Here is a 21,638-nt window from a genome sequence, read left to right as displayed (position 1 = left end):
CTGCTGGAATCCTTATGCCCGATAACGCCTTCGTCGCCCTCACGCATTCTTCGACCTTGCGCCGCCTGCTCTACGAGGCGTTGGCCGTGTTGGGGTTCGACCCGACCGACACCTACCGCCGCGCCTACGCCGGCGTGGCGCTGGCGGCGCCGTTGCTGGAAGCGCGCGAGGAGCACGACAACGCGCCGCGCTTCTGGCAGGCGCTGGAAGGTATCACCGGGGACGCCGACATTGGCCTGCACCTGGGCGAGGTCATGCAGCCACGGCCGATGGATGTGGTCGGTTACCTGCTGCTGGCTGCTCGGGACGTGCGCCAGGGCTTGCAAGCCTTCGTGCGCTTCCAGCACATCCTCTCCGGCGGTTTTGCCGCGCGGTTGGAGGAGCAGGGCGAGGAAGCGCGTCTGGTGATCGACCTCAACTACCGTGAGGTCGGTTCACTGCGCCAGCAGATGGAGTGCCTGGCCGTGCTGCTGAGCAAGATGCTGGCGTCGGCCGCTGGCGGCGAGTTGCCGTTGATGGGCGTCGAGTTTCGCCACCGGGCGCCGCGCAAGCTTGCCGAGCATCGCCGCCTGCTCGGCGTCGAGCCGCGTTTCTCGCGGCCGCACGACGTGCTGATCCTGCCGCGTGCGCTGCTCTCGCGGCCTTCGCGCAGCGCCAGCCCGCGGCTGTTCGAGGTGCTCAGCGAAGAAGCCGAGAAGCAGTTGGCAGGGTTGGTGGAGAACCAGTTGCTGGCACGGGTGCGCTACTGGCTGGAGGTCAATCTAGGGGGTACGACCTGCAGCCTGGAGGCCTGTGCACTGGCGCTTGGCAGCAATCGCGGTGCCTTGCAACGTTCGCTGAGCGAGCAGGGCAGCAGTTTTCGCGCACTGCACGATGAGGTGCGGCGCCTACGTGCGCTGCGCCTGCTGGATCAAGGCCTGGGCGTACGCGAGGTGGCGCGGGCCTGCGGTTTCGCCGAGCTGTCGCCGTTCTACCGCGCGTTTCGTCGCTGGCAGGGCGGGACGCCGCACGGCCTGTATCGCGCCACGGAACGACTGGCGAGTGAAGAGCGTTCGTAGGGTGGGTTAGCGACGCTGGAGGTGGATCGACAAACGCCGCGGAGGTGGTGCGTCGCGTAACCCACCAGGCGGTGGCTCGTATTGCGCCGATGGTGGGTTACGCCGCGTCAAACAGAGCTAATCGACCGGTAAGCGCGACAGGCGGCTAACCCACCCTTGTTGCTCGGGTCTCGTCAGTTGCTGGTCGGTGCGGCCCAGTCGCAGAAGCAGCCCACCGCCAGGGTGTTGCTGGCGTCGACCCGGCGCCCCGCGGCCAGGGCTTCGAGAATCGGCTCGATAAAGCTGTTGCTCGAGTTGCAGGTCAGCCCTTCGCTGTAGGGGCCGAAATAGGCCAGCTGGCCCTGTTTGTCCCAGATCGCCACGGCCGGGCTGGCTGGCAGTTTGGCGCTGCCGGGCAGCTCGTCGATCGATTGCAGCGCGGCCAGTTCGGCGGGCAGGTGGCCCTTACTACCGGGCTTCTGTACGACATGAAATTGCACGCCTTGTGGCGTGTAGTGTTCGATCAGTTCGGCCAGGTGCTGCTGGTTGCCGACATTGCATGGGCAGGCCGGGTCCCAGAAATGCACCAGGCGGATCGCGCCGGGGCCGCTCAGTTCAGTGGGTAGCTGCAGTTCGGCGCCGGAGAACACCGCTGCGCGCTCGTCGAAGGTGCGCAGGTAGCGCGTTTCGAACCAGCGGTATGCCAGCGCCATACCGGCCAGCCAGGCCAGGGCGAGCAGGGCGATGAGCAGGTTCTTGCGGGGCAGGCGGAGCATGGGCGGGCCGGGCGTAAAAAGGGCGTGTAGCTTGCCACGATGCGCCGGGCAGCTGAATATCGCAGCATTCGAGGAGATGTCGTCGGGATCGTCCGCGCGCATCCTGCATTTATGGAAAGCCCTATGTCAGAGCCGTTTCAGCCCGATCACTTGCGCCCTCTGCTGCGACCCTTGGCCGCAGCGCACCTGGATTTGCCGGCGCTGCAGGCGTATCGCAGCTTCTACGGTTTCGACCTGGCCGCGCGCTTTGCCGGGCTGGACAACCGTCTCGGCAGCTTCAATGCCGCCGGCTACCAGATCGCCGTGCAGCTGTGGGCGCCGGCCGAGCCGCAGGGCACCCTGCTGTTGCTGCACGGCTATTACGACCATATGGGCCTGTACCGACATGTGGTCGACTGGGCGCTGAGCATGAATTTTGCCGTGCTCGCCTGCGACCTGCCGGGGCACGGCTTGTCCAGCGGCGCGCGTGCCAGCATCGGTGATTTTGCCGAGTATCAGCAGGTGCTGGCTGGTTTGTTCGAGCAGGCCAGCGAGCTGGGGCTGCCGCAGCCCTGGCATCTCTGTGGGCAGAGTACGGGGGGGGCGATTCTGCTGGATTATCTGCTCGCCGACGGCAAGCGCCCGGAGCTCGGGCAGAGCATTCTCCTGGCACCACTGGTGCGGCCGCGCGCCTGGGCCTGGTCGAAGCTCAGCTATCGGATGCTCAGTCCCTTCGTTCGGGAAATTCCGCGGCGCTTCAGCGAGAACTCCAGCGACGCCACCTTCATCGACTTCGTGCACAACCTCGATCCCCTGCAGCCGCGCAGCCTGCCGACTGCCTGGGTGGGGGCATTGGCCAAGTGGGTGCCGCATATCGAAGCGGCCGGGCGCAGCGCGCACAGCCCGTTGATCATTCAGGGCGAGGCGGACATGACGGTGGACTGGCGCTACAACCTCGAGGTGCTGCAGGACAAGTTCCATCAGCCGCAGATCCTGCGGCTGCCGGAGGCGCGCCACCATCTGGCCAATGAGAACGAGACGTTGCGTAAGCACTATTTCGACTTTCTGCGCGAGCGATTGGCGTAGGTTCTGCCGGCGCCAAGGAGCATCGTAGATGGGTAGAGCAACGCGAAACCCATCAGATGGCCTAATACCGATCAGATAAGGTTGCAAAAGCGGCCTTTCGTGGGAGCCCCGCCCCGGGGCGAAGCTTTTCAATTGCGCATCGCCCTGGTTCGCGGCGGGGCGCCGCTCCTACACATTCGCAGCGTCGACGCTCAACTGACGGGCATTAATCAAATGGCCCTGGGTTTCGCTGCGCTCAACCCAGGCTACAGGCTGTCAGATGCCCTGCGGCGCCGGCTCCAGCTCGTTGCTGCTCATGCCTACTGCAAGGCCTGCGCGCAGCGCCTGCAGGGCGGCCTGGTAATAGGCTTTGCCCGGCTCCGACTGGGCGAATTCGACGAACTGCTCCAGCTCGGGGTCGCTCAGCTCGCGATAGACGTGCAGCAGGGTGTTGTCGAGATCCTGTTCGATCTGCGTCATCAGGCGCTCACGCTGGCCATTGAGCAGCCCTTGAGCCTGGCTGCCGCCGAGCAGGCCGGGAATCATCTGGCTAAGGCTGTCGGCCGCTACGCCGGCCAGCGCCAGGCTGACTTCAGCCCCCGCTTCCTTGGCGGGAATGGCCTGGGCCAGGTGACGAATCAGTAGGCGGCGAGTGGCATCGGCATCGGTGCGTGGCAGGCCATTGGCGTATTTGGCCAATTGGTCGCTACGGGTGGCCAGCGTCTCGGCGGCAACGATCTTGCGGCCCAGCGCGGATTCGAAGAAGGCCAGCGCCGGCTGCGGGTCGGCCAGCCCCATGCGCAGGCTGTGCTGCGCGCGCTGGTCGATGGCGGCAGCAGCAAAGCGGCGATTGCTGTTATCCACCAGCGCCTGAAACACCGCCGGTGGCAGAGTGCTGCGGTAGCGCTGCTGAGCCGCGTCGAGCGCCTGGTTGAAATGTTCGCGCTGTTGCGGCCAGCCGGCGGCCTGATACAGGCGCAGGTGGTCGTCTGCCAGGGCCGGCAAGGTCAGGCCAATCAGCAACAGGGCAAACAGAACGCGCATCGAGAACTCCTTGGCAAACTTTCCTGGTCGGCCGCAGGTGTTGCGGCCGGTTATTTTCGGTGGCTGGTGGAGGCTTGTCGAGTCACGACATGCCACTGATACAATCGCCGCCATGACCGAATCCAGCCTGCACGACCTCTTTTCCGGCCTTATCGACGACCTTGCCAGCCAGGGCTGGTCGCAACGGGCGTTGTTCGCCCCAGAAGTTCTGACCCGCGAACTGGCCGTCGAGTGTCGCACGCGTGCACAGAATGGCGAACTCAATGCCGCCGGCGTTGGGCGCGGGGGCACGCAGCAGGTGCAGGAAGGGATTCGCGGCGATCGCATCCAATGGCTGGAACCTGGCCAGAGCCAAGCCTGTGACCAGTATCTGCAATTGATGGACGGTTTGCGCCAGGCACTCAACCAGGCGCTCTATCTGGGGCTCGAAGACTACGAATGCCACTTCGCCTGCTATGCACCGGGGGCCTTCTACCAGCGCCATCTCGATCGTTTTCGCGATGACGACCGCCGCACGGTGTCGGCGGTGTTCTATCTGAATGAGGAGTGGCAGGCCGAGCACGGCGGGGCGTTGCGCCTGTATCTGGCCGATGGCCGGGAGCATGACGTACTGCCTCAGGCTGGAACACTGGCGCTGTTTCTATCTTCCGAGATGCCTCACGAAGTGCTGCCGGCCACCCGCGAGCGACTGTCATTGACCGGCTGGTTCAGGCGTCGGGGTGGCGCGGTACTCTGAGGTCTGCGGGCTGTCTGGCGACAGTCATGGAGAGGGCGATGCAGAAGATATTGGTCAGCCGCTGCCTGCTCGGGCATCGGGTGCGTTATGACGGTGGTGCTCACGGACCTTTCGATCAGCTGCAGCTGTGGCTGGACGAAGGACGGGTGGTGGCGCTGTGTCCGGAGGTGGCGGGTGGACTGCCGACGCCACGTCCGCCTGCGGAAATTCGCCATGGACAGGGTGGTGCGGTGTTGGATGGTCGGCTGCCGGTACTGACGATCGAGGGCGAGGATGTCACGGCTGCATTCGTCGACGGCGCCGAACAGGCGCTGGCGCTGGTGCGCGAGCACGACATCCGCCTGGCACTGCTGAAGGCGCGCAGCCCTTCGTGTGGCAATCTGGAAAACTATGACGGCAGCTTCAGCGGCGTGCGAGTGCCGGGCGAGGGCGTGACCGCTGCCCTGCTGAAACGAGCTGGAGTGAAGGTGTTCAACGAAATGCAGTTGGACGAAGCGGCCGCCGAGTTGGCGCGGTTGGAGCGGGATTGAGGTAGCCCGGATGCAATCCGGGGCACGGTGGTGCGCGCGGCGCACCCTACGGAATGAGAAAGGGAGGCTCGAAGCCTAATGCTGATCAGATAAGTTCGTCACCACCCCCTCCTACTTGCAGTAGAGGGGGGCGCTTTTCGTAGGAGCCAGCTTGCTGGCGATGCTTTTTATGGCGGATCGCCGGCAAGCCGGCTCCTACAAAGATCGAGTGCAACGGCTTAACTGACTGGCATTAGGCCCGAAGCCTCCCTTTGTTCATTTCTGCACACCTTCGGGGCTCGCGAGCCAGAGCGAGACAAGGCGGGAGCGACCGAGGAGAGCGGAGTTTACGTCAGTAAATGAGCATCTCCGAGGTTGTTCCCAACGCCGTATCGCCGACGCGCAGCCGCTCCGGTTTAGAACAGGACGCGGCTGCGGATGGTGCCATTGACGTGCTGCAGCTTCTCCAGCGCCAGGTCGGAGTACTCGGCGTCTACGTCGATCACCACGTAGCCGACCTTGTCGTTGGTCTGCAGGAACTGACCGGAGATGTTGATGCCGTTGTCGGCGAACACCTTGTTGATGTCGCTCATCACGCCCGGAATGTTCTGGTGGATGTGCAGCAGGCGGTGCTTGCCTGGGTGTGCCGGCAGGGCCACTTCAGGGAAGTTGACCGAGGACACCGAGGTACCGTTGTCGCTGTACTTGACCAGCTTCTCGGCCACTTCCAGGCCGATGTTGGCCTGCGCTTCGGCGGTGGAGCCACCGATGTGCGGGGTCAGGATCACGCGATCCAGGCCACGCAGCGGGCTCTCGAACTCTTCGTCGTTGGACTTGGGTTCGACCGGGAACACGTCGATGGCCGCACCGATCAGGTGCTCGTCCTTGATCGCCTGGGCCAGGTGATCCAGCTCGACCACGGTACCGCGCGCGGCGTTGATCAGGATGCCGCCCTTCTTCATCGCGCGGATTTCCTTCTCGCCGATCATCCACTGGGTGGACGGCAGCTCCGGCACGTGCAGCGAGACGATATCGCACAGGCCCAGCAGCTCGTACAGGTCACCGATCTGCGTGGCGTTGCCCAGCGGCAGCTTGGTCACGGTGTCGTAGAAGAACACCTGCATGCCCAGGGCCTCGGCCAGTACCGAGAGCTGGGTGCCGATCGAGCCGTAGCCGATGATGCCCAGTTTCTTGCCGCGGATCTCGAAGGAGTTGGCCGCCGACTTGATCCAGCCACCGCGATGGCAGGAGGCGTTCTTCTCGGGGATGCCGCGCAGCAGCAGGATGGCTTCGGCCAGCACCAGTTCGGCCACCGAGCGGGTGTTGGAATACGGCGCGTTGAACACGGCGATACCGCGCTCGCGGGCAGCGTCCAGGTCGACCTGGTTGGTGCCGATGCAGAAGCAGCCGACGGCGACCAGTTTCTTCGCGCAGTCGAAGACGTCAGCCGTCAGCTGGGTGCGCGAGCGGATGCCGATGAAGTGAGCGTCGGCGATCTTCGCTTTCAGCTCATCGCCCGACAGAGCGGTCTTGAGGTACTCGATGTTGGTGTAACCGGCGGCCTTCAGCGTGTCCACGGCGTTCTGGTGGACGCCTTCGAGAAGAAGGAACTTGATCTTGCTCTTGTCCAGAGAGGTCTTGCTCATCGGAGTACCTGTGTCCCACGGGATGTTGTCAGGGAAGGGCTGAGAAGCTCAGCCGGCGCCCGCAGATCGCTGCATGGCTCGATTCACGGGGTGCGTATGCTAGCATGTTCGCCTTTTTCAATGCTCGGTTGCGACCTGAATGGTTCTCAGGGCGACCATGAATCCTTTGAGAGTTCCGTAGATGACCACCTCCGCCCAGATCGAAGAGCTGAAGACCCTGGTTGAACCCGGCAAGGTGCTGACCGACGCCGATTCCCTCGAGGCCTATGGCAAGGACTGGACCAAGCATTTCGCCCCGGCGCCCTCTGCAATCGTCTTCCCCAAGACTACCGAGCAGGTGCAGGCCATCGTGCGTTGGGCCAATGCGCACAAGGTCGCCCTGGTGCCGTCCGGTGGCCGAACCGGTTTGTCGGCGGCTGCGGTCGCGGCCAATGGCGAAGTGGTGGTGGCGTTCGACTACATGAACCAGATTCTCTCGTTCAACGAATACGACCGCGCGGCGGTGTGCCAGCCGGGCGTGGTGACCAAGCAGTTGCAGCTGTTCGCCGAAGAGAAAGGCCTGTATTACCCGGTGGATTTCGCCTCTTCGGGCTCCAGCCAGATTGGCGGCAATATCGGCACCAATGCCGGCGGGATCAAGGTCATTCGCTACGGCATGACCCGCAACTGGGTGGCCGGCCTGAAGGTCGTGACCGGCACCGGCGAATTGCTGGAGCTGAACAAGGACCTGATCAAGAACGCCACTGGCTATGACCTGCGTCAGCTGTTCATCGGTGCCGAAGGCACCCTGGGCTTCGTGGTCGAAGCGACCATGCGCCTGGATCGCGCGCCGAAGAACCTCACCGCGATGGTGCTCGGCACCGCTGATTTCGACTCGATCATGCCGGTGCTGCACGCTTTCCAGAGCAAGCTCGACCTGACCGCGTTCGAGTTCTTTTCCGACAAGGCCCTGGCCAAGGTACTTGGCCGTGGCGACGTGCCGGCGCCATTCGAAAGCGAATGCCCCTTCTATGCGCTGCTGGAGTTCGAAGCCAGCACCGAGGAAGTGGCCAACCAGGCGCTGGAAACCTTCGAGCATTGCGTCGAGCAGGGCTGGGTGGTCGATGGCGTGATGAGCCAAAGCGAGCAGCAGCTGCAGAACCTGTGGAAGCTGCGCGAATATATCTCCGAAACCATCAGCCACTGGACGCCGTACAAGAACGACATCTCCGTCACGGTCAGCCAGGTGCCGGCCTTCCTCAAGGACATCGATGCCATCGTCGAAGCCAACTACCCGGATTTCGAGGTGGTGTGGTTCGGCCATATCGGTGACGGCAACCTGCATCTGAATATCTTGAAGCCCGATAACCTGTCCAAGGACGAGTTCTTCGCCAAGTGCGCGGTAGTCAACCAGTGGGTGTTCGAGACCGTGCAGAAATACAACGGCTCGATCAGTGCCGAGCATGGCGTGGGCATGACCAAGCGCGACTACCTGCACTACAGCCGTTCGCCAGAAGAAATCGCCTGCATGAAAGCGATCAAGGCGGTGTTCGATCCCAACGGCATCATGAACCCCGGCAAGATCTTTGCCTGATCGCAGACGCCCGCCTGACAGCGGGCGTTTTCGTATCCGGCCATGTGTCGGTTAAGGTACGGCACCGGCCACAAGCCGCGATGCCCACAATACGAACAACACAGGAGTCGGTGATGAGCTATCAGCACCAGTATGTCGACGGAACCACCGTCCACTTCCCCCTCGGCAAGGTCGTTTGCATCGGCCGCAACTACGCCGAGCATGCCAAGGAACTGAATAACCCGGTGCCCAGCGAACCCTTGCTGTTCATCAAACCGGGTTCCTGTGTGGTGCCGCTCGATAGTGGCTTTGCCATTCCCGAAGACCGTGGCTCGGTGCATTACGAGGCGGAGATCGCCGTGCTGATCGGCAAGCCGCTGTCGAAGAAACCGGACGCTGAGGAAGTGCGTGATGCCATCAGCGGCTTCGCCCCGGCCCTGGATCTGACCCTGCGCGACGTGCAGGCCAGGCTCAAGGAGAAGGGCTATCCCTGGGAAATCGCCAAGAGCTTCGACGGTGCCTGTGTGCTGGCGCCTTTCGTGCCTGGCGATGCCATCGAGGATCTGGCCGATATCGGCATTCGCCTGGTGATCAATGGCGAAATCCGTCAGGACGGCAACAGCCGCGACATGCTCAACCCCATCGTCGCGATGATCCAGCACATGGCCGGGCACTTCGCCTTGCAGCCTGGCGACGTGATCCTCACCGGTACGCCGGTCGGAGTTGGCGCGCTGAACAAGGGCGACGAGCTGGTGCTGGAGTTGGTCGGTCACAGTAGTTTCACCAGCCGCGTGCTATAAGCTCTGACCGCCGCCTTTTCAGGCGGCGGAACTCCTCCAGACATCGGATGCCAGATTGCCATCAAGCAGCCGAGCCGTCGCCGATGCCCTCCCTCCGTTCCCGCCTTTCTCGCCCCCGTTACTGGTTGTCCGGCATAGCCGTGCTGGCCGTGATCACGGTCGTAAAAACCCAGCATTTGGATGATCGCGCCCTGCTCTGGTGGCAGGAGGGGCGTACGCCGTTGGTCGAGCGCCTGTCCAGCGTCTGGCTGCCTGGCTACCGTGCGGTCATTCAGGCCAAGGCGTTGTCGGGTCTGGAACAAGATGAAACCTCGGGGCTGACCTACAACCCGGTAACCGGCACCCTCTTCACCGTCACAGGCAAGAATCCCCTGCTGGTGGAACTCTCGCGTGAGGGTGAGGTGTTGCGGCGTATTCAGTTGAAGGGCTTCGCTGATCCGGAAGCGGTGGAGATGATGGACAACGGGCGCATGGCCATCGTCGATGAGCGTCGACGTCAGCTCACCACCTTTATCCTGCATGACGACGACCTGGAGCTGGATGCGGCCGATTTCCCCGGCTTCGACCTGGGCTTTGCCGAAGCGGGTAACAAGGGCTTCGAAGCCGTTGCCTGGGATGCACGCAGCAGCAGCCTGATGCTGGGCAAGGAGCGTAGCCCGATGGGCTTGTTCAGCCTGCCTTTTCCTGGCGAGGATGGTGCTGCTGGCGTGATGCAGCCTTTCAACTACGGCAATCTGGGAATGCGCGATATTTCTTCGTTGAGTATCGATGCGCGTACCGGCCACGCACTGGTGCTGTCCGACGAGTCGCGCATGCTGCTGGAACTGGATCGCAGCGGTCACCCGGTCAGCTTTCTCAGCCTTACCGGCGGTCTCAACGGGCTGGAGCAGGGCATCAAGCAGGCCGAGGGCGTGACCATGGACGAAGAGGGCAACATCTATATCGTCGCCGAGCCCAATCTTTTTTACGTCTTCAGCAAGGCGCAGCCAGATGCCAGTTGAGTGGCGTGGCGGATTCAGTTTGGCTTAAGCGTCGATTCAGTCTGGCTTCAGCTAGCGGCACTAATCTGACCCCGTCACTTACGAACAACGAGGTTCACACCATGAAACGTACTGCTCTCGCTCTGATGGTTCTGCCGCTGCTCAGCACCGCTGCTTTCGCCACCGGTTACACCGGCCCTGGCGCCACCCCGCAGATCACTACCGTGGCTGCCGCGCTGGAAGCTGCCGACGACACCCATGTTGTGCTGGAAGGTCAGATCGTCAAGCGTCTGCAGGATGAGCTCTACGAGTTCAAGGACGCTACTGGCACCATCCAGGTGGAAATCGACGACGAAGACTGGCCGGGCCAGAAAGTTTCTGAAACCGCCAAGGTGCGCCTGACCGGTGAAGTCGACAAGGACCTCAATAGTCATGAGATCGATGTCGATCGCGTCGAACTGATCAACTGATCGCGATATCCCGCCCGCCCGCCACGTTAAGCCCGTGGCGGGCTTTTCCGTGGTAGTCAGAGAAATTCATCATGCGTCGTTTGCTCTCCATAAACCCCTGGCTCTATCTGCTGTTCTTCGTGCTGTTGGTCGCCGCCGTGTTGGGCCAGCAGTATCGGCTGTTCGAGCGAGCCTGGTTCTCCGTGCAGGAGTGGCAGCATGGTGCACAGTGGCGCGATCAGTCGCTGTGGCTGGGCGACTACCGCGTGGTGATCGAGGCCAAGCCCATTGCCGATATCAGCGATGTGTCGGCGCTGACCTACGACTCGGATCGCCGCAGCCTGTTCAGCGTCACCAACAAGCCGGCCAAGGTGATCGAGATCAGCCTGCAGGGCGAGCTCAAGCGCACCATCGATCTCGAAGGTTTTGGTGATCCCGAGGCCATCGAATATGTGGCGCCCGGCACCTATGTGATTGCCGATGAGCGCGAGCAGCGCCTGGTCAAGGTGCGCATTGACGATGCCACGCGCGTGCTCGACGCAGCCGACTTCCAGCAACTTTCCCTGGGTATCGGGCGCAACGGCAACAAGGGCTTCGAGGGTTTGGCCTACGATGCGAAGAATCAGCGTCTGCTGGTTGCCAAGGAGCGCGATCCGGTGCGCATCTTCGAGGTGCTCGGCTTCCCCCATGTCGACGAGAGCAAGCCGCTGGCGCTGCAGGTCAATACCGACCCAAAGCGCGATGCGCGCTTGTTCGTGCGCGACCTTTCCAGCCTGGACTTCGACGCCGCGACCGGCCATCTGTTGGCGCTGTCGGACGAATCACGCTTGGTGATCGAATTGAATGCCGAAGGCAAACCGATCAGCACCCTGTCGTTGCTACGTGGCCAGCACGGCCTGCAGCGCAGTGTGCCGCAGGCCGAGGGAATAGCGACGGATGACGACGGCAACCTGTACCTGATCAGTGAGCCGAACCTGTTCTATGTGTTCAGGAAGCAGGGCGACTAACTCGTCTGGTCGTCGATCACCGCGCTCGGTGCATTTTTTTGCACCGACTCGATGCCGCTCTTGCAGCTGGCGGCGCTGGCATACATCTGACTTTGCCCGACCACCTGGCCGTTGGTGGCCATGAGCAGGAAGTAGTGTTTATCGTTGCTCGAGGTCTTGATCTCGAAGGCGCCCTCGCGTTGTGAGTTCTTCCTCACCGACTCGATGCCGTTAAGCGCCGAGTCCTTGGCCTTGTACATCTCGCTGCTGAGGATGGGCTGGCCATTGGTCGCCAGCAGGTTGAAGTGGAACTGACCGTCTTTGGCCTTCTTCAGCTCGAACTTTCCAGACATGTTCATTTCTCCCTGAGCGCTCGGCGGTATGCCGCAGCGATGCTCAGCAAGCGTAGTTCATCAATGCGAGTGGCTCTTGCCGACATGGGTATGGCCATCGTCCGGTAGCAGTTGCACACCGCCGCTGACGTTGAGCTGGCGCAGGATGCCGCAGTCTTCCGCCCCCTTGGGGTCGTTGCAACGGTCGCGCAACTCGGTGAGTTGATCACGTAGCGCCTGCAGGCTGTCGATGCGCGCCTGAACATGCTCGATATGTTCGTCTACCAGGCTGTTGATACCGGCGCAGCTCTCGTGGGGCAGGTCACGCAGAGCCAGCAGTCGTTGAATCTCTTCCAGGGTCATGTCCAGCGTCCGGCAATTGCGGATGAACACCAGACGTTCCAGGTGCTGGGCGCCGTACAGGCGGTAGTTGCCCTCGCTGCGTGCGGGCGCCGGCAGCAGACCTTCGCGTTCGTAGTAGCGTACGGTCTCTACCCGGCAGCCGGCCTTTTTCGCCAATTCTCCGATTTTCATGGGATCGCTCCGTAGGTGCTTGACCCTATAGTGACTACAGGGTGTGTACTCGGCAATAGATACCTGACGGAGATTTGCCATGAGCCGCTGCTGCGATCACTCGCACCAACAGCCACTTGCTCACCCTGAGCATGTCCACGATCACGCTGGACACAATCACGAGGCCGTGCCGCAGCCAGCGGACACCGCGCTGACGGGCGCGTGCAATACCCGTATTCGCATCGAGCAGATGGATTGCCCCACGGAAGAGCGCCTGATTCGTGACGCGCTGGGTCGGCTACCGGGCGTGGCCGGTCTGCATTTCAATCTGCTGCAGCGCGTGCTCACCGTCAGTCATGACGAGGGAATGCTGGCGCAGGTGCTGCCGGCCATCCGCGCGCTGGGGTTCACCCCGCAGGTCGAAAATGATCGCACTGCGCAGCAGCCGGCTGCTGCACCGGCAAAAAAACCGTGGTGGCCGCTGGCGCTGGCTGGTGGGGTGGCAACTGCTTCGGAAATCGTGCATTTCGCCGGGCTCGGCCCCGACTGGCTGGTGGCACTGCTGGCCGTTGCCGCCATCCTGATGTGCGGGCTGAACACCTACAAGAAGGGCTGGATCGCCCTGAAGAACCGCAACCTCAATATCAATGCCCTGATGAGCATCGCCGTGACCGGCGCGGTGCTGATCGGTCAGTGGCCGGAAGCGGCGATGGTCATGGTGCTGTTCACCCTGGCCGAATTGATCGAGGCGCGTTCGCTGGATCGGGCGCGCAATGCGATTCGCGGGCTGATGGATCTGGCGCCGCCGCGCGCTACCGTGCAGCAGGCCGATGGCAGTTGGCAGGAGATCGACGTGCAGGCTGTCGGGCTGGGCGCGGTGGTGCGTGTGCGCCCCGGTGAGCGCATCAGTCTCGATGGCGAGGTGGTCGGCGGCAGCTCGACGGTCAATCAGGCGCCGATCACCGGGGAAAGCCTGCCGGTGGAAAAGCGTGTGGGCGACGCGGTGTTCGCTGGCACCATCAACGAGGCGGGCTCGCTGGAGTTCCGCGTAAGCGCGGCAGCACGTGACACCACCCTGGCACGCATCATCCATGCGGTGGAGGAGGCGCAGGGCTCGCGCGCGCCGACCCAGCGTTTCGTCGATCAGTTCTCGCGCATCTATACCCCGGTGGTGTTCGCATTCGCCCTGGCGGTGGCCGTGGTGCCTCCGCTGGTCATCGGTGGCGCCTGGCTCGACTGGGTCTACCGCGCCCTGGTCCTGCTGGTGGTGGCCTGCCCCTGTGCGCTGGTGATTTCCACCCCGGTGACCATCGTCAGTGGCCTGGCGGCGGCTGCGCGTAAGGGCATCCTGATCAAGGGTGGTGTGTATCTGGAGAACGGGCGGCATCTGGCCCTGCTGGCGCTGGACAAGACCGGCACGCTGACCCATGGCAAGCCGGTGCAGACCGACAGCCTCCACTTGCTGGAAGTGGATGAACCGCTGCACGCCACTTGGGCGGCGAGCCTGGCCGCGCGCTCGGATCACCCGGTTTCCCGGGCGTTGGCCCAGCGTGCCGAAGAGCAGGGGCAGGCGTTGCACGATGTCGAGGATTTCGAGGCACTGCCCGGGCGGGGTAGCAAAGGTCGGATCGATGGCACGCTTCTCTATATAGGCAACCACCGCCTGGTCGAAGACCTCGGGCTGTGCTCGGCGCAACTGGAGCAGCGCCTCGAGGCGCTGGAACGTCAGGGCAAGAGCGTGGTGGTGCTGTGCGACGAACAGCGCGCGCTGATGCTCTTCGCCGTGGCCGACACGGTGCGCCAGAGCAGTCGCGAGGCAGTCGCCGAACTTCACGAGCTGGGTGTGCGCACCTGCATGCTCAGCGGTGACAACGCCCATACCGCCGCGGCCATTGCCGAACAGGTCGGTGTCGACGAGGCACGTGGCGACCTGTTGCCAGCCGACAAGCTGGCCTGGGTCGAGGCGCGTCAGGCACAGGGCAGGGTGGTCGGCATGGTCGGCGACGGCATCAATGATGCGCCAGCCCTGGCCAAGGCCGAGATCGGCTTTGCCATGGGCGCCGCCGGCACCGACACGGCCATCGAGACGGCAGATGTCGCACTGATGGACGACGACCTGCGCAAGATTCCGGCCTTCGTTCGCCTGTCGCGGCAGACCCACGCCATCCTGGTACAGAACATCGTCCTGGCCCTGGGCATCAAAGCGATCTTCCTGGCCCTGACCCTGGCGGGCGAGGCGACCATGTGGATGGCCGTGTTCGCCGATATGGGCGTGAGCCTGATGGTGGTGTTCAACGGCTTGCGCTTGTTGCGCAAGTGAACACCCGACCCGTAGCCCGTTTCCGGTGCGCATGGCGAATCGCAGCAGACTCGGATTGCACTCGGGCCACCGACTGCGCAAATCAGAGTGGGTGGAACAAAGGACTCTGTGGGAGGGGCTTCAGCCGCGACAATCGCCGCTGAAGCGCCTCCCACCGATTCAGCGCTTGAGCGTTTTCACGCCTTCGGCGGTGCCGAGCAGCAGCAGGTCGGCCGGGCGGGCGGCGAACAGGCCGTTGGTGACCACGCCGACGATGGCGTTGATGTCCGCTTCCAGCTTCACCGGGTCGGTGATCGACAGGTTGTGCACGTCGAGAATGACGTTGCCGTTGTCGGTCAGCACACCTTCGCGGTACACCGGGTCGCCGCCCAGCTTCACCAGCTGGCGGGCGACATAGCTGCGGGCCATCGGGATGACTTCCACCGGCAGCGGGAAGGCACCCAGCACCGGTACCAGCTTGCTGGCGTCGGCGATGCAGATGAAGGTCCTGGCCACGGCGGCGACGATCTTCTCGCGGGTCAGTGCGGCGCCGCCGCCCTTGATCAGGTGCAGGCGTTCGTCGCTTTCGTCGGTGCCATCGACGTAGAACTCCAGCTCGGCGGTGCTGTTGAGGTCGTAGACCGGTATGCCATGGCCCTTCAGGCGTGCAGCGGTGGCTTCGGAGCTGGCGATGGCGCCATCGAAGTCCATCTTGTGCTTGGCCAGTGCGTCGATGAAGAAGTTGGCGGTGGAGCCGGTGCCGACGCCAACGATGCTCTTGCTGTCGAGGCGCGGGAGAATGTGGTCGACGGCGGCCTGGGCCACGGCCTGTTTCAGCTGATCCTGGTTCATCGCGGGGAAATGCCTGGGAAGGTGGGGGAAGTAGGCGCGAATTATAGCCGCAAGTGCTGTGCTGACGGAGCAGAACCCACGCGTTTCGTATGGTCGTCCGGCGCGGCGCTGGGGTAGACTCGGCAGTCCTCTCAAAGCCCGAACGCCTGCGAAATCACCATGCTCGAACAGTACGTGAAGAAGATCCTCACCTCGCGCGTTTATGACGTCGCGGTGGAAACCCCGCTGCAACCCGCCCGCCAGCTTAGTGAGCGGCTGGGCAGCCAGATTCTGCTCAAGCGCGAGGATCTGCAGCCGGTGTACTCGTTCAAGATTCGCGGCGCCTACAACAAGCTGGCGCAACTGTCCCCTGAAGAGCTGGCGCGCGGGGTGGTCACCGCCTCGGCCGGCAATCACGCCCAGGGCCTGGCCCTGGCCGCCAAGCACCTGGGGGTGAAGGCGACCATCGTCATGCCGCGTACCACGCCGGAACTGAAGGTGCAGGGCGTGCGTTCGCGCGGCGGCAAGGTGGTGCTGCACGGCGACGCCTTTCCCGAGGCGCTGGCGCATTCGCTGAAGCTGGTGGAGGAGAAGGGCTACACCTATATCCACCCCTACGACGACCCGCTGGTGATCGCCGGGCAGGGCACCGTGGCCATGGAAGTGCTGCGCCAGCATCAGGGCCATATCGACGCCATCTTCGTGCCGGTCGGCGGCGGCGGCCTGATCGCCGGCATCGCCGCCTATGTGAAATACCTGCGCCCGGAAATCAAGGTGATCGGCGTCGAGCCGGACGACTCCAACTGCCTGCAGCAGGCGATGGCGGCGGGCGAGCGCGTGGTGCTACCGATGGTCGGGCTGTTCGCCGACGGCGTGGCAGTGGCGCAGATCGGCCAGCACACCTTCGATATCTGCAAGCATCACGTCGATGAAGTGATCACCGTCAGCACCGATGAAATCTGTGCGGCAATCAAGGACATCTACGACGATACCCGCTCGATCACCGAGCCGGCCGGCGCGCTGGCCGTGGCCGGGATCAAGAAATACGTCGAGCGCCAGGGCGCCAAAGGCGAAGTGCTGGTGGGCATCGATTCCGGCGCCAACGTCAATTTCGACCGCCTGCGCCACGTTGCCGAGCGCGCCGAGCTGGGCGAGAAGCGCGAAGCGATCATCGCCGTGACCATCCCCGAGCAGCCGGGCAGTTTCAAGGCCTTCTGCGAGGCGGTGGGCAAGCGCCAGATCACCGAGTTCAACTATCGCTATCACACTGACCGCGAAGCGCACATCTTCGTCGGCGTGCAGACCCATCCGGAGAATGACCCGCGCCAGGCGTTGGTCGAGGGCCTGCGTGCGCAGGGCTTCCCGGTGCTGGACCTGACCGATAACGAACTGGCCAAATTGCATATCCGCCATATGGTCGGTGGTCATGCCGCTGGTGTCGGTAACGAGATGGTGCTGCGCTTCGAATTCCCCGAGCGGCCGGGCGCACTGTTCAACTTCCTGCAGAAACTGGGCGGGCGCTGGAACATCTCGATGTTCCACTACCGCAACCACGGCGCAGCCGATGGCCGCGTACTGGCGGCGCTGCAGGTGCCGGACGACGAACGCCATCTGGTGCCGGCGGCGCTGGACGCGATCGGTTATCCCTACTGGGATGAAAGCGACAATCCGGCTTATCGCCTGTTTCTGGGTTGAAAGCTGCCTTCGAGCCGTAGGGCGGGTGTAACCCGCCGCCGCGTTCTGGCGGGTTGCACCTGCCCTACTTAATCGCCGAATAAAAGGAAACCACGATGGAACACTACCTGCTGGTCCGTATTCTCCACAGCGCCCCGGGCGTGTTGTTGCTGCTCGGCCTGATCGCCCATGGCGTCATGCTATTCAAGGCGCAGCGCGGTGGCGATGCGACGGTGCTGGCGCGCAAGTTGCGCGTGACTCTGCTGTTCAGCTTCCCGGCATTCGCCGTGCTGGCGCTGAGCCTGCCGGTTACCGGCTACTGGCTGGTGGACACCGCCGGCTGGCCGCTGGGACAGACCTGGCTGCTGCTGGGCAGCATTCTCTATGCGTTGATGATGCTGCTCGGTTTGCTGCTGGCCGGTCGTCTGGCGGTCTGGCGTGCGCTGGGTGATGCGCCAGCGCCAACAGCGTTGAAGCGTCTGTGCCTGATCTATGCCGGACTGATTCTGGTATTGCTGATCGCCATCATGGCGTTGATGGGCGCCAAACCCACCTAAAGCAGCCGCAGAGCGGCTTCTGATGACCCTCTCCCTCCGGGAGAGGGTGCCCGAAGGGCGGGAGAGGGCTTGTGGCTCGATGAAACTGCCCGGTAGCGTGTCGCGGGGCCGCCCAGGCTGTGCGCACCGGCGGTTGACGATGGAACTTGCGGTGCGCGCGGCGCACCCTACGTTCGGTGGTGACGCTTAACGCAGCGAAATCACCGGCCAGCCGCGTTCGGTGGCGGTGGCGCGCAGCACCTCGTCCGGGTCGACTGCTACCGGGTTGGCCACGGCCTCAAGCAGCGGCAGGTCATTGCGTGAGTCGCTGTAGAAGTAGGCACCATCGAGGTTGTACCCCGTTTCAGCCAGCCATTCGTTCAGGCGGGTCACCTTGCCAGCCTGATAGCACGGCGTACCGGTGATCTGCCCGGTATAGCGGCCATCCTGCATGCCGCATTCGGTGGCGATCAAGGTCTCCACGCCCAGGCGCTCGGCGATGGGGGCGGTGACGAAGCGGTTGGTGGCGGTGATGATCACCAGCTTGTCGCCAGCGGCACGATGTTCGGCCAGCAGTGCCTCGCCCTTGGCCAGGATGATCGGCTCGATCACCTCGGCCATGAACTCGCGGTGCCACTGCGCCAGTTGCGCCATGTCGTGGCGGCCGAGAATGGCCTGGCTGAAATTCTGGTAGGCCACCACGTCGAGCTTGCCAGCGCAGTAATCGGCATAGAAGGCATCGTTGCGCGCCAGGTACTCGGCCGCGTCGACCAGGCCGCGCTGGCAGACGAATTCGCCCCAGCTGTGATCGCTGTCGCCAGCCAGCAGGGTGTTGTCGAGATCGAAAAGGGCCAAGCGCACGGTTCGTTACCTGTTCTGTAGAAAGGGAAGGCGCGCCAGAATAGCCGCTTTGCCGGGGCTTTCAAACAGCGCCTAAACCCGCGTTGCTGCTGTCGCCGGCTTTGTGGAACAATGCCGGAACTTGCGTGTACGAGGTTGCTTGCCGTGATCGATTCTGATGGTTTCCGCCCGAATGTCGGCATCATCCTGACCAATGATGTCGGCCAGGTGCTCTGGGCCAGGCGTATCAACCAGGATGCGTGGCAGTTTCCCCAGGGGGGCATCAATGATCGTGAATCGCCGATCGATGCGCTTTACCGTGAACTGAATGAAGAGGTCGGGCTCGAAGAGCAGGATGTGAAGATCCTCGCCTGCACCCGCGGCTGGTTGCGTTATCGTTTGCCGCAGCGTCTGGTGCGTACCCACAGCCAGCCGCTGTGCATCGGGCAGAAGCAGAAGTGGTTTCTGCTGCGCCTGACGGGGGCTGAAGACCGCGTACGCATGGACCTGACCGGCAAGCCCGAATTCGATGGCTGGCGCTGGGTCAGCTACTGGTATCCGCTGGGCCAGGTGGTCACATTCAAGCGCGAGGTCTACCGTCGCGCGCTCAAGGAACTTGCCCCGCGTCTTATAGTGCGCGACTGATACGGACCCCAATCGAGCATGCTCAATACGCTGCGCAAGATCGTCCAGGAAGTAAACGCCGCCAAGGACCTCAAGGCGGCGCTGTCGATCATCGTGCAGCGTGTAAAAGAAGCGATGGGCAGCCAGGTTTGCTCGGTCTATCTGCTCGACCCGGAAACCAACCGCTTCGTGTTGATGGCTACTGACGGCCTCAACAAGCGCTCCATCGGCAAGGTCAGCATGGCGCCCAGCGAAGGTCTGGTCGGCCTGGTGGGGAGCCGTGAAGAGCCGCTGAACCTCGAAGACGCCGCCAGCCACCCGCGCTACCGCTACTTCGCCGAGACTGGCGAGGAGCGCTACGCCTCCTTCCTCGGTGCACCGATCATCCACCACCGCCGCGTGATGGGTGTGCTGGTTGTGCAGCAGAAGGAGCGGCGTCAATTCGACGAGGGCGAAGAAGCCTTCCTGGTCACCATGAGCGCGCAGCTTGCCGGCGTTATCGCCCATGCCGAGGCAACCGGCTCGATTCGCGGCCTGGGGCGCCAGGGCAAGGGCGTGCAGGAGGCCAAGTTCGTCGGCGTGCCGGGTGCGCCGGGGGTAGCGGTCGGAACCGCTGTCGTGGTGCTGCCCCCGGCTGATCTGAATGTGGTTCCAGACCGCAGTGTCGATGACATCGCTGCCGAGCTGGAACTGTTCGACAAGGCGCTGGGTTGGGTGCGCGAGGACATGCAGGAGCTGTCCGAGAAACTCGCCACTCAGCTACGCAAGGAAGAGCGCGCGCTGTTCGACGTCTACCTGATGATGCTCGAGGACGCCGCGCTGGGTAACGAGGTGCGCAAGGTCATTCGTACCGGCCAGTGGGCGCAGGGCGCCTTGCGCCAGGTGGTGCTCGACCACGTCAAGCGCTTCGAGCTGATGGATGACGCTTACCTGCGCGAACGCGCCTCCGATGTGCGCGACCTCGGTCGGCGCCTGCTCGCCTACCTGCAGGAAGAACGTAAGACCACGCTGGTCTATCCGGATAACACCATCCTGGTCAGCGAGGAGCTGTCGCCGGCGATGCTCGGCGAGGTGCCGGAAGGCAAACTGGCCGGTCTGATCTCGGTGACTGGCTCGGGCAACTCCCATGTGGCGATCTTCGCCCGCGCCATGGGTATTCCCACGGTGATGGGCGTGCTCGACCTGCCGTACTCGAAGATCGACGGCATCAAACTGATTGTCGACGGCTACCACGGCGAAGTCTTCACCAACCCCAGCGAACTGCTGAGCAAGCAGTATGCAGAGGTGGTCGAGGAGGAGCGTCAGCTGACCGAAGGGCTCGATGCGCTGCGCGCGCTGCCCTGCGAGACGCTCGATGGTCATCGCATGCCGCTGTGGGTCAACACTGGCCTGCTTGCCGACGTTGCACGCGCTCAGCAGCGTGGCGCCGAGGGCGTTGGTCTGTACCGCACCGAAGTGCCGTTCATGATCAACGAACGCTTTCCCAGCGAGAAGGAACAGCTCGCTACTTACCGCGAGCAATTGCAGGCCTTCCATCCGCTGCCGGTGACAATGCGCACCCTGGACATCGGTGGCGACAAGGCGCTGTCCTACTTCCCGATCAAGGAAGAGAACCCCTTTCTCGGCTGGCGCGGCATTCGCGTCACCCTCGACCACCCGGAAATCTTCCTGGTGCAGACCCGCGCCATGCTCAAGGCCAGCGAGGGGCTGAACAATCTGCGCATCCTGTTGCCGATGATTTCCGGCATTCAGGAGCTGGAAGAAGCCTTGCACCTGATTCACCGTGCCTGGGGCGAAGTCCGCGATGAAGGTATCGACGTGCCGCTGCCACCGATTGGCATGATGATCGAGATTCCGGCGGCGGTGTACCAGACCCGTGAGCTGGCGCGGCAGGTGGACTTCCTTTCGGTCGGCTCCAACGACCTGACCCAGTACCTGCTGGCGGTCGATCGCAACAATCCGCGTGTGGCGGATCTCTACGATTTCCTCCATCCGGCGGTGCTGCAAGCCCTGCAGAAGGTGGTCAACGACGCTCACCTCGAAGGCAAGCCGGTGAGCATCTGTGGCGAGATGGCCGGCGACCCTGCTGCTGCCGTGTTGTTGCTGGCCATGGGCTTCGATTCGCTGTCGATGAACGCCACCAACCTGCCCAAGGTGAAGTGGCTGCTGCGCCAGATCACCCAGAGCAAGGCCAGGGAACTGCTGGGCCAGGTGATGACCATGGACAACCCGCACCTGATCTACAGCACCCTGCACCTGGCGCTGCGCAACCTGGGGCTGGGCCGAGTGATCAACCCGGCGTCGAATATCCAGGCCTGATTCGCCTACCGCGCATGCTGGTGCGTCCAGCATGAGCTTGGTGAAGCCCGGGGCCGGCTGACGGGTTTCGCCTGGCTCTAACCATCCCACGATGCCGAATAAACGCCGCAA

Annotated in this window: 20 protein-coding genes and 1 pseudogene; 14 read left to right on the top strand and 7 right to left on the bottom strand. The window is 63.3% G+C overall.

The window, feature by feature from the left end; translation table 11 throughout:
- Positions 1–14: 14 nt before the first annotated feature.
- Positions 15–1,045, top strand: a pseudogene (locus tag N5J71_RS17740) (AraC family transcriptional regulator).
- A gap of 186 nt (positions 1,046–1,231) precedes the next feature.
- Here N5J71_RS17740 and N5J71_RS17735 read toward each other — a convergent pair.
- The gene (locus N5J71_RS17735; protein WP_084341616.1) at positions 1,232–1,813 is read right to left on the bottom strand and encodes a DUF6436 domain-containing protein; all 582 of its coding nucleotides are present in this window, start codon (positions 1,811–1,813) and stop codon (positions 1,232–1,234) included.
- Between the two features lie 123 nt (positions 1,814–1,936).
- Here N5J71_RS17735 and bipL point away from each other — a divergent pair, with 123 nt between their 5' ends.
- Positions 1,937–2,878: a phospholipase BipL gene (gene bipL, locus N5J71_RS17730; protein ID WP_279917343.1), complete on the top strand. Its 942-nt coding sequence runs from the start codon at positions 1,937–1,939 to the stop codon at positions 2,876–2,878.
- Between the two features lie 255 nt (positions 2,879–3,133).
- Here bipL and N5J71_RS17725 read toward each other — a convergent pair whose 3' ends face one another.
- Positions 3,134–3,901: a hypothetical protein gene (locus tag N5J71_RS17725; RefSeq protein WP_257598360.1), complete on the bottom strand. Its 768-nt coding sequence runs from the start codon at positions 3,899–3,901 to the stop codon at positions 3,134–3,136.
- Between the two features lie 112 nt (positions 3,902–4,013).
- Here N5J71_RS17725 and N5J71_RS17720 point away from each other — a divergent pair, with 112 nt between their 5' ends.
- Together N5J71_RS17720 and N5J71_RS17715 are read left to right on the top strand one after the other, a co-directional pair.
- Positions 4,014–4,637, top strand: a complete 624-nt coding sequence (locus tag N5J71_RS17720) for a 2OG-Fe(II) oxygenase (protein WP_039965306.1) — start codon at positions 4,014–4,016, stop codon at positions 4,635–4,637.
- A gap of 38 nt (positions 4,638–4,675) precedes the next feature.
- Entirely contained in the window at positions 4,676–5,167 is a 492-nt protein-coding gene (locus N5J71_RS17715) for a 2-thiouracil desulfurase family protein (RefSeq protein WP_279917342.1), read from the top strand.
- Between the two features lie 395 nt (positions 5,168–5,562).
- On the opposite strand, the gene serA is transcribed toward N5J71_RS17715, so the two are convergent.
- Positions 5,563–6,792 (bottom strand): phosphoglycerate dehydrogenase, encoded by a 1,230-nt coding sequence (gene serA / locus N5J71_RS17710; RefSeq protein WP_003464121.1) that lies wholly within the window; start codon positions 6,790–6,792, stop codon positions 5,563–5,565.
- Positions 6,793–6,973: 181 nt separating this feature from the next.
- Between serA and N5J71_RS17705 the strand changes: the two genes are divergently transcribed.
- The 5 genes from N5J71_RS17705 (at position 6,974) to N5J71_RS17685 (ending at position 11,580) form a co-directional block, all read left to right on the top strand.
- The gene (locus N5J71_RS17705; RefSeq protein ID WP_279917341.1) at positions 6,974–8,365 is read left to right on the top strand and encodes a D-2-hydroxyglutarate dehydrogenase; all 1,392 of its coding nucleotides are present in this window, start codon (positions 6,974–6,976) and stop codon (positions 8,363–8,365) included.
- A gap of 113 nt (positions 8,366–8,478) precedes the next feature.
- Positions 8,479–9,144, top strand: coding sequence for a fumarylacetoacetate hydrolase family protein (locus N5J71_RS17700; protein WP_074680156.1), 666 nt, complete (start codon positions 8,479–8,481; stop codon positions 9,142–9,144).
- A gap of 47 nt (positions 9,145–9,191) precedes the next feature.
- Positions 9,192–10,145, top strand: coding sequence for an SdiA-regulated domain-containing protein (locus N5J71_RS17695; RefSeq protein WP_170962192.1), 954 nt, complete (start codon positions 9,192–9,194; stop codon positions 10,143–10,145).
- A gap of 101 nt (positions 10,146–10,246) precedes the next feature.
- Positions 10,247–10,594: a NirD/YgiW/YdeI family stress tolerance protein gene (locus N5J71_RS17690; protein WP_179574759.1), complete on the top strand. Its 348-nt coding sequence runs from the start codon at positions 10,247–10,249 to the stop codon at positions 10,592–10,594.
- A gap of 71 nt (positions 10,595–10,665) precedes the next feature.
- The gene (locus N5J71_RS17685; protein ID WP_279917340.1) at positions 10,666–11,580 is read left to right on the top strand and encodes an SdiA-regulated domain-containing protein; all 915 of its coding nucleotides are present in this window, start codon (positions 10,666–10,668) and stop codon (positions 11,578–11,580) included.
- Here N5J71_RS17685 and N5J71_RS17680 read toward each other — a convergent pair.
- Both N5J71_RS17680 and cadR read right to left on the bottom strand, forming a co-directional pair.
- Positions 11,577–11,912, bottom strand: coding sequence for a YegP family protein (locus tag N5J71_RS17680; protein WP_003464108.1), 336 nt, complete (start codon positions 11,910–11,912; stop codon positions 11,577–11,579). The two genes, N5J71_RS17685 and N5J71_RS17680, sit on opposite strands and share 4 nt — an antisense overlap.
- Before the next feature lie 60 nt (positions 11,913–11,972).
- Entirely contained in the window at positions 11,973–12,425 is a 453-nt protein-coding gene (gene cadR, locus N5J71_RS17675; protein WP_003464107.1) for a Cd(II)/Pb(II)-responsive transcriptional regulator, read from the bottom strand.
- A 79-nt stretch (positions 12,426–12,504) separates the two neighbouring features.
- Between cadR and N5J71_RS17670 the strand changes: the two genes are divergently transcribed.
- Complete coding sequence (locus tag N5J71_RS17670; protein WP_279917339.1) at positions 12,505–14,724, top strand: heavy metal translocating P-type ATPase; 2,220 nt, start codon at positions 12,505–12,507, stop codon at positions 14,722–14,724.
- Between the two features lie 159 nt (positions 14,725–14,883).
- Here N5J71_RS17670 and rpiA read toward each other — a convergent pair whose 3' ends face one another.
- Positions 14,884–15,555 carry a ribose-5-phosphate isomerase RpiA gene (gene rpiA / locus N5J71_RS17665; protein WP_039965303.1) on the bottom strand — a complete coding sequence of 224 codons (672 nt, stop codon included), beginning with the start codon at positions 15,553–15,555 and terminating at the stop codon, positions 14,884–14,886.
- A gap of 159 nt (positions 15,556–15,714) precedes the next feature.
- On the opposite strand from rpiA, the gene ilvA reads away from it, so the two are divergent.
- The gene (gene ilvA, locus N5J71_RS17660) at positions 15,715–17,229 is read left to right on the top strand and encodes a threonine ammonia-lyase, biosynthetic (RefSeq protein ID WP_116620227.1); all 1,515 of its coding nucleotides are present in this window, start codon (positions 15,715–15,717) and stop codon (positions 17,227–17,229) included.
- Between the two features lie 95 nt (positions 17,230–17,324).
- Positions 17,325–17,765, top strand: coding sequence for a DUF2269 family protein (locus N5J71_RS17655; RefSeq protein WP_279917338.1), 441 nt, complete (start codon positions 17,325–17,327; stop codon positions 17,763–17,765).
- A 186-nt stretch (positions 17,766–17,951) separates the two neighbouring features.
- Here N5J71_RS17655 and N5J71_RS17650 read toward each other — a convergent pair whose 3' ends face one another.
- Complete coding sequence (locus N5J71_RS17650; RefSeq protein ID WP_003464098.1) at positions 17,952–18,605, bottom strand: histidinol-phosphatase; 654 nt, start codon at positions 18,603–18,605, stop codon at positions 17,952–17,954.
- 144 nt (positions 18,606–18,749) lie between these two features.
- Here N5J71_RS17650 and N5J71_RS17645 point away from each other — a divergent pair, with 144 nt between their 5' ends.
- Together N5J71_RS17645 and ptsP are read left to right on the top strand one after the other, a co-directional pair.
- On the top strand, positions 18,750–19,229 hold the full coding sequence (locus N5J71_RS17645) for an RNA pyrophosphohydrolase (protein ID WP_074860405.1): 480 nt from the start codon (positions 18,750–18,752) through the stop codon (positions 19,227–19,229).
- A gap of 18 nt (positions 19,230–19,247) precedes the next feature.
- Positions 19,248–21,527 (top strand): phosphoenolpyruvate--protein phosphotransferase, encoded by a 2,280-nt coding sequence (gene ptsP / locus N5J71_RS17640; RefSeq protein ID WP_279917337.1) that lies wholly within the window; start codon positions 19,248–19,250, stop codon positions 21,525–21,527.
- The last annotated feature ends 111 nt before the right edge of the window (positions 21,528–21,638 follow it).

The sequence above is a fragment of the Ectopseudomonas oleovorans genome, assembly GCF_029845265.1.
Lineage (GTDB): Bacteria > Pseudomonadota > Gammaproteobacteria > Pseudomonadales > Pseudomonadaceae > Aquipseudomonas > Aquipseudomonas oleovorans.
The sequence above is the reverse complement of the archived record's forward strand: the minus strand, read 5'-3'. Positions and strand labels throughout refer to the sequence as shown.

What these genes read in the sequence shown, in the direction of transcription:
- N5J71_RS17735 (WP_084341616.1), bottom strand. Translation starts at nt 1,813, where the DNA reads ATGCTCCGCCTGCCCCGCAAGAACCTGCTCATCGCCCTGCTCGCCCTG.
- bipL (WP_279917343.1), top strand. Translation starts at nt 1,937, where the DNA reads ATGTCAGAGCCGTTTCAGCCCGATCACTTGCGCCCTCTGCTGCGACCC.
- N5J71_RS17725 (WP_257598360.1), bottom strand. Translation starts at nt 3,901, where the DNA reads ATGCGCGTTCTGTTTGCCCTGTTGCTGATTGGCCTGACCTTGCCGGCC.
- N5J71_RS17720 (WP_039965306.1), top strand. Translation starts at nt 4,014, where the DNA reads ATGACCGAATCCAGCCTGCACGACCTCTTTTCCGGCCTTATCGACGAC.
- N5J71_RS17715 (WP_279917342.1), top strand. Translation starts at nt 4,676, where the DNA reads ATGCAGAAGATATTGGTCAGCCGCTGCCTGCTCGGGCATCGGGTGCGT.
- serA (WP_003464121.1), bottom strand. Translation starts at nt 6,792, where the DNA reads ATGAGCAAGACCTCTCTGGACAAGAGCAAGATCAAGTTCCTTCTTCTC.
- N5J71_RS17705 (WP_279917341.1), top strand. Translation starts at nt 6,974, where the DNA reads ATGACCACCTCCGCCCAGATCGAAGAGCTGAAGACCCTGGTTGAACCC.
- N5J71_RS17700 (WP_074680156.1), top strand. Translation starts at nt 8,479, where the DNA reads ATGAGCTATCAGCACCAGTATGTCGACGGAACCACCGTCCACTTCCCC.
- N5J71_RS17695 (WP_170962192.1), top strand. Translation starts at nt 9,192, where the DNA reads ATGCCAGATTGCCATCAAGCAGCCGAGCCGTCGCCGATGCCCTCCCTC.
- N5J71_RS17690 (WP_179574759.1), top strand. Translation starts at nt 10,247, where the DNA reads ATGAAACGTACTGCTCTCGCTCTGATGGTTCTGCCGCTGCTCAGCACC.
- N5J71_RS17685 (WP_279917340.1), top strand. Translation starts at nt 10,666, where the DNA reads ATGCGTCGTTTGCTCTCCATAAACCCCTGGCTCTATCTGCTGTTCTTC.
- N5J71_RS17680 (WP_003464108.1), bottom strand. Translation starts at nt 11,912, where the DNA reads ATGTCTGGAAAGTTCGAGCTGAAGAAGGCCAAAGACGGTCAGTTCCAC.
- cadR (WP_003464107.1), bottom strand. Translation starts at nt 12,425, where the DNA reads ATGAAAATCGGAGAATTGGCGAAAAAGGCCGGCTGCCGGGTAGAGACC.
- N5J71_RS17670 (WP_279917339.1), top strand. Translation starts at nt 12,505, where the DNA reads ATGAGCCGCTGCTGCGATCACTCGCACCAACAGCCACTTGCTCACCCT.
- rpiA (WP_039965303.1), bottom strand. Translation starts at nt 15,555, where the DNA reads ATGAACCAGGATCAGCTGAAACAGGCCGTGGCCCAGGCCGCCGTCGAC.
- ilvA (WP_116620227.1), top strand. Translation starts at nt 15,715, where the DNA reads ATGCTCGAACAGTACGTGAAGAAGATCCTCACCTCGCGCGTTTATGAC.
- N5J71_RS17655 (WP_279917338.1), top strand. Translation starts at nt 17,325, where the DNA reads ATGGAACACTACCTGCTGGTCCGTATTCTCCACAGCGCCCCGGGCGTG.
- ptsP (WP_279917337.1), top strand. Translation starts at nt 19,248, where the DNA reads ATGCTCAATACGCTGCGCAAGATCGTCCAGGAAGTAAACGCCGCCAAG.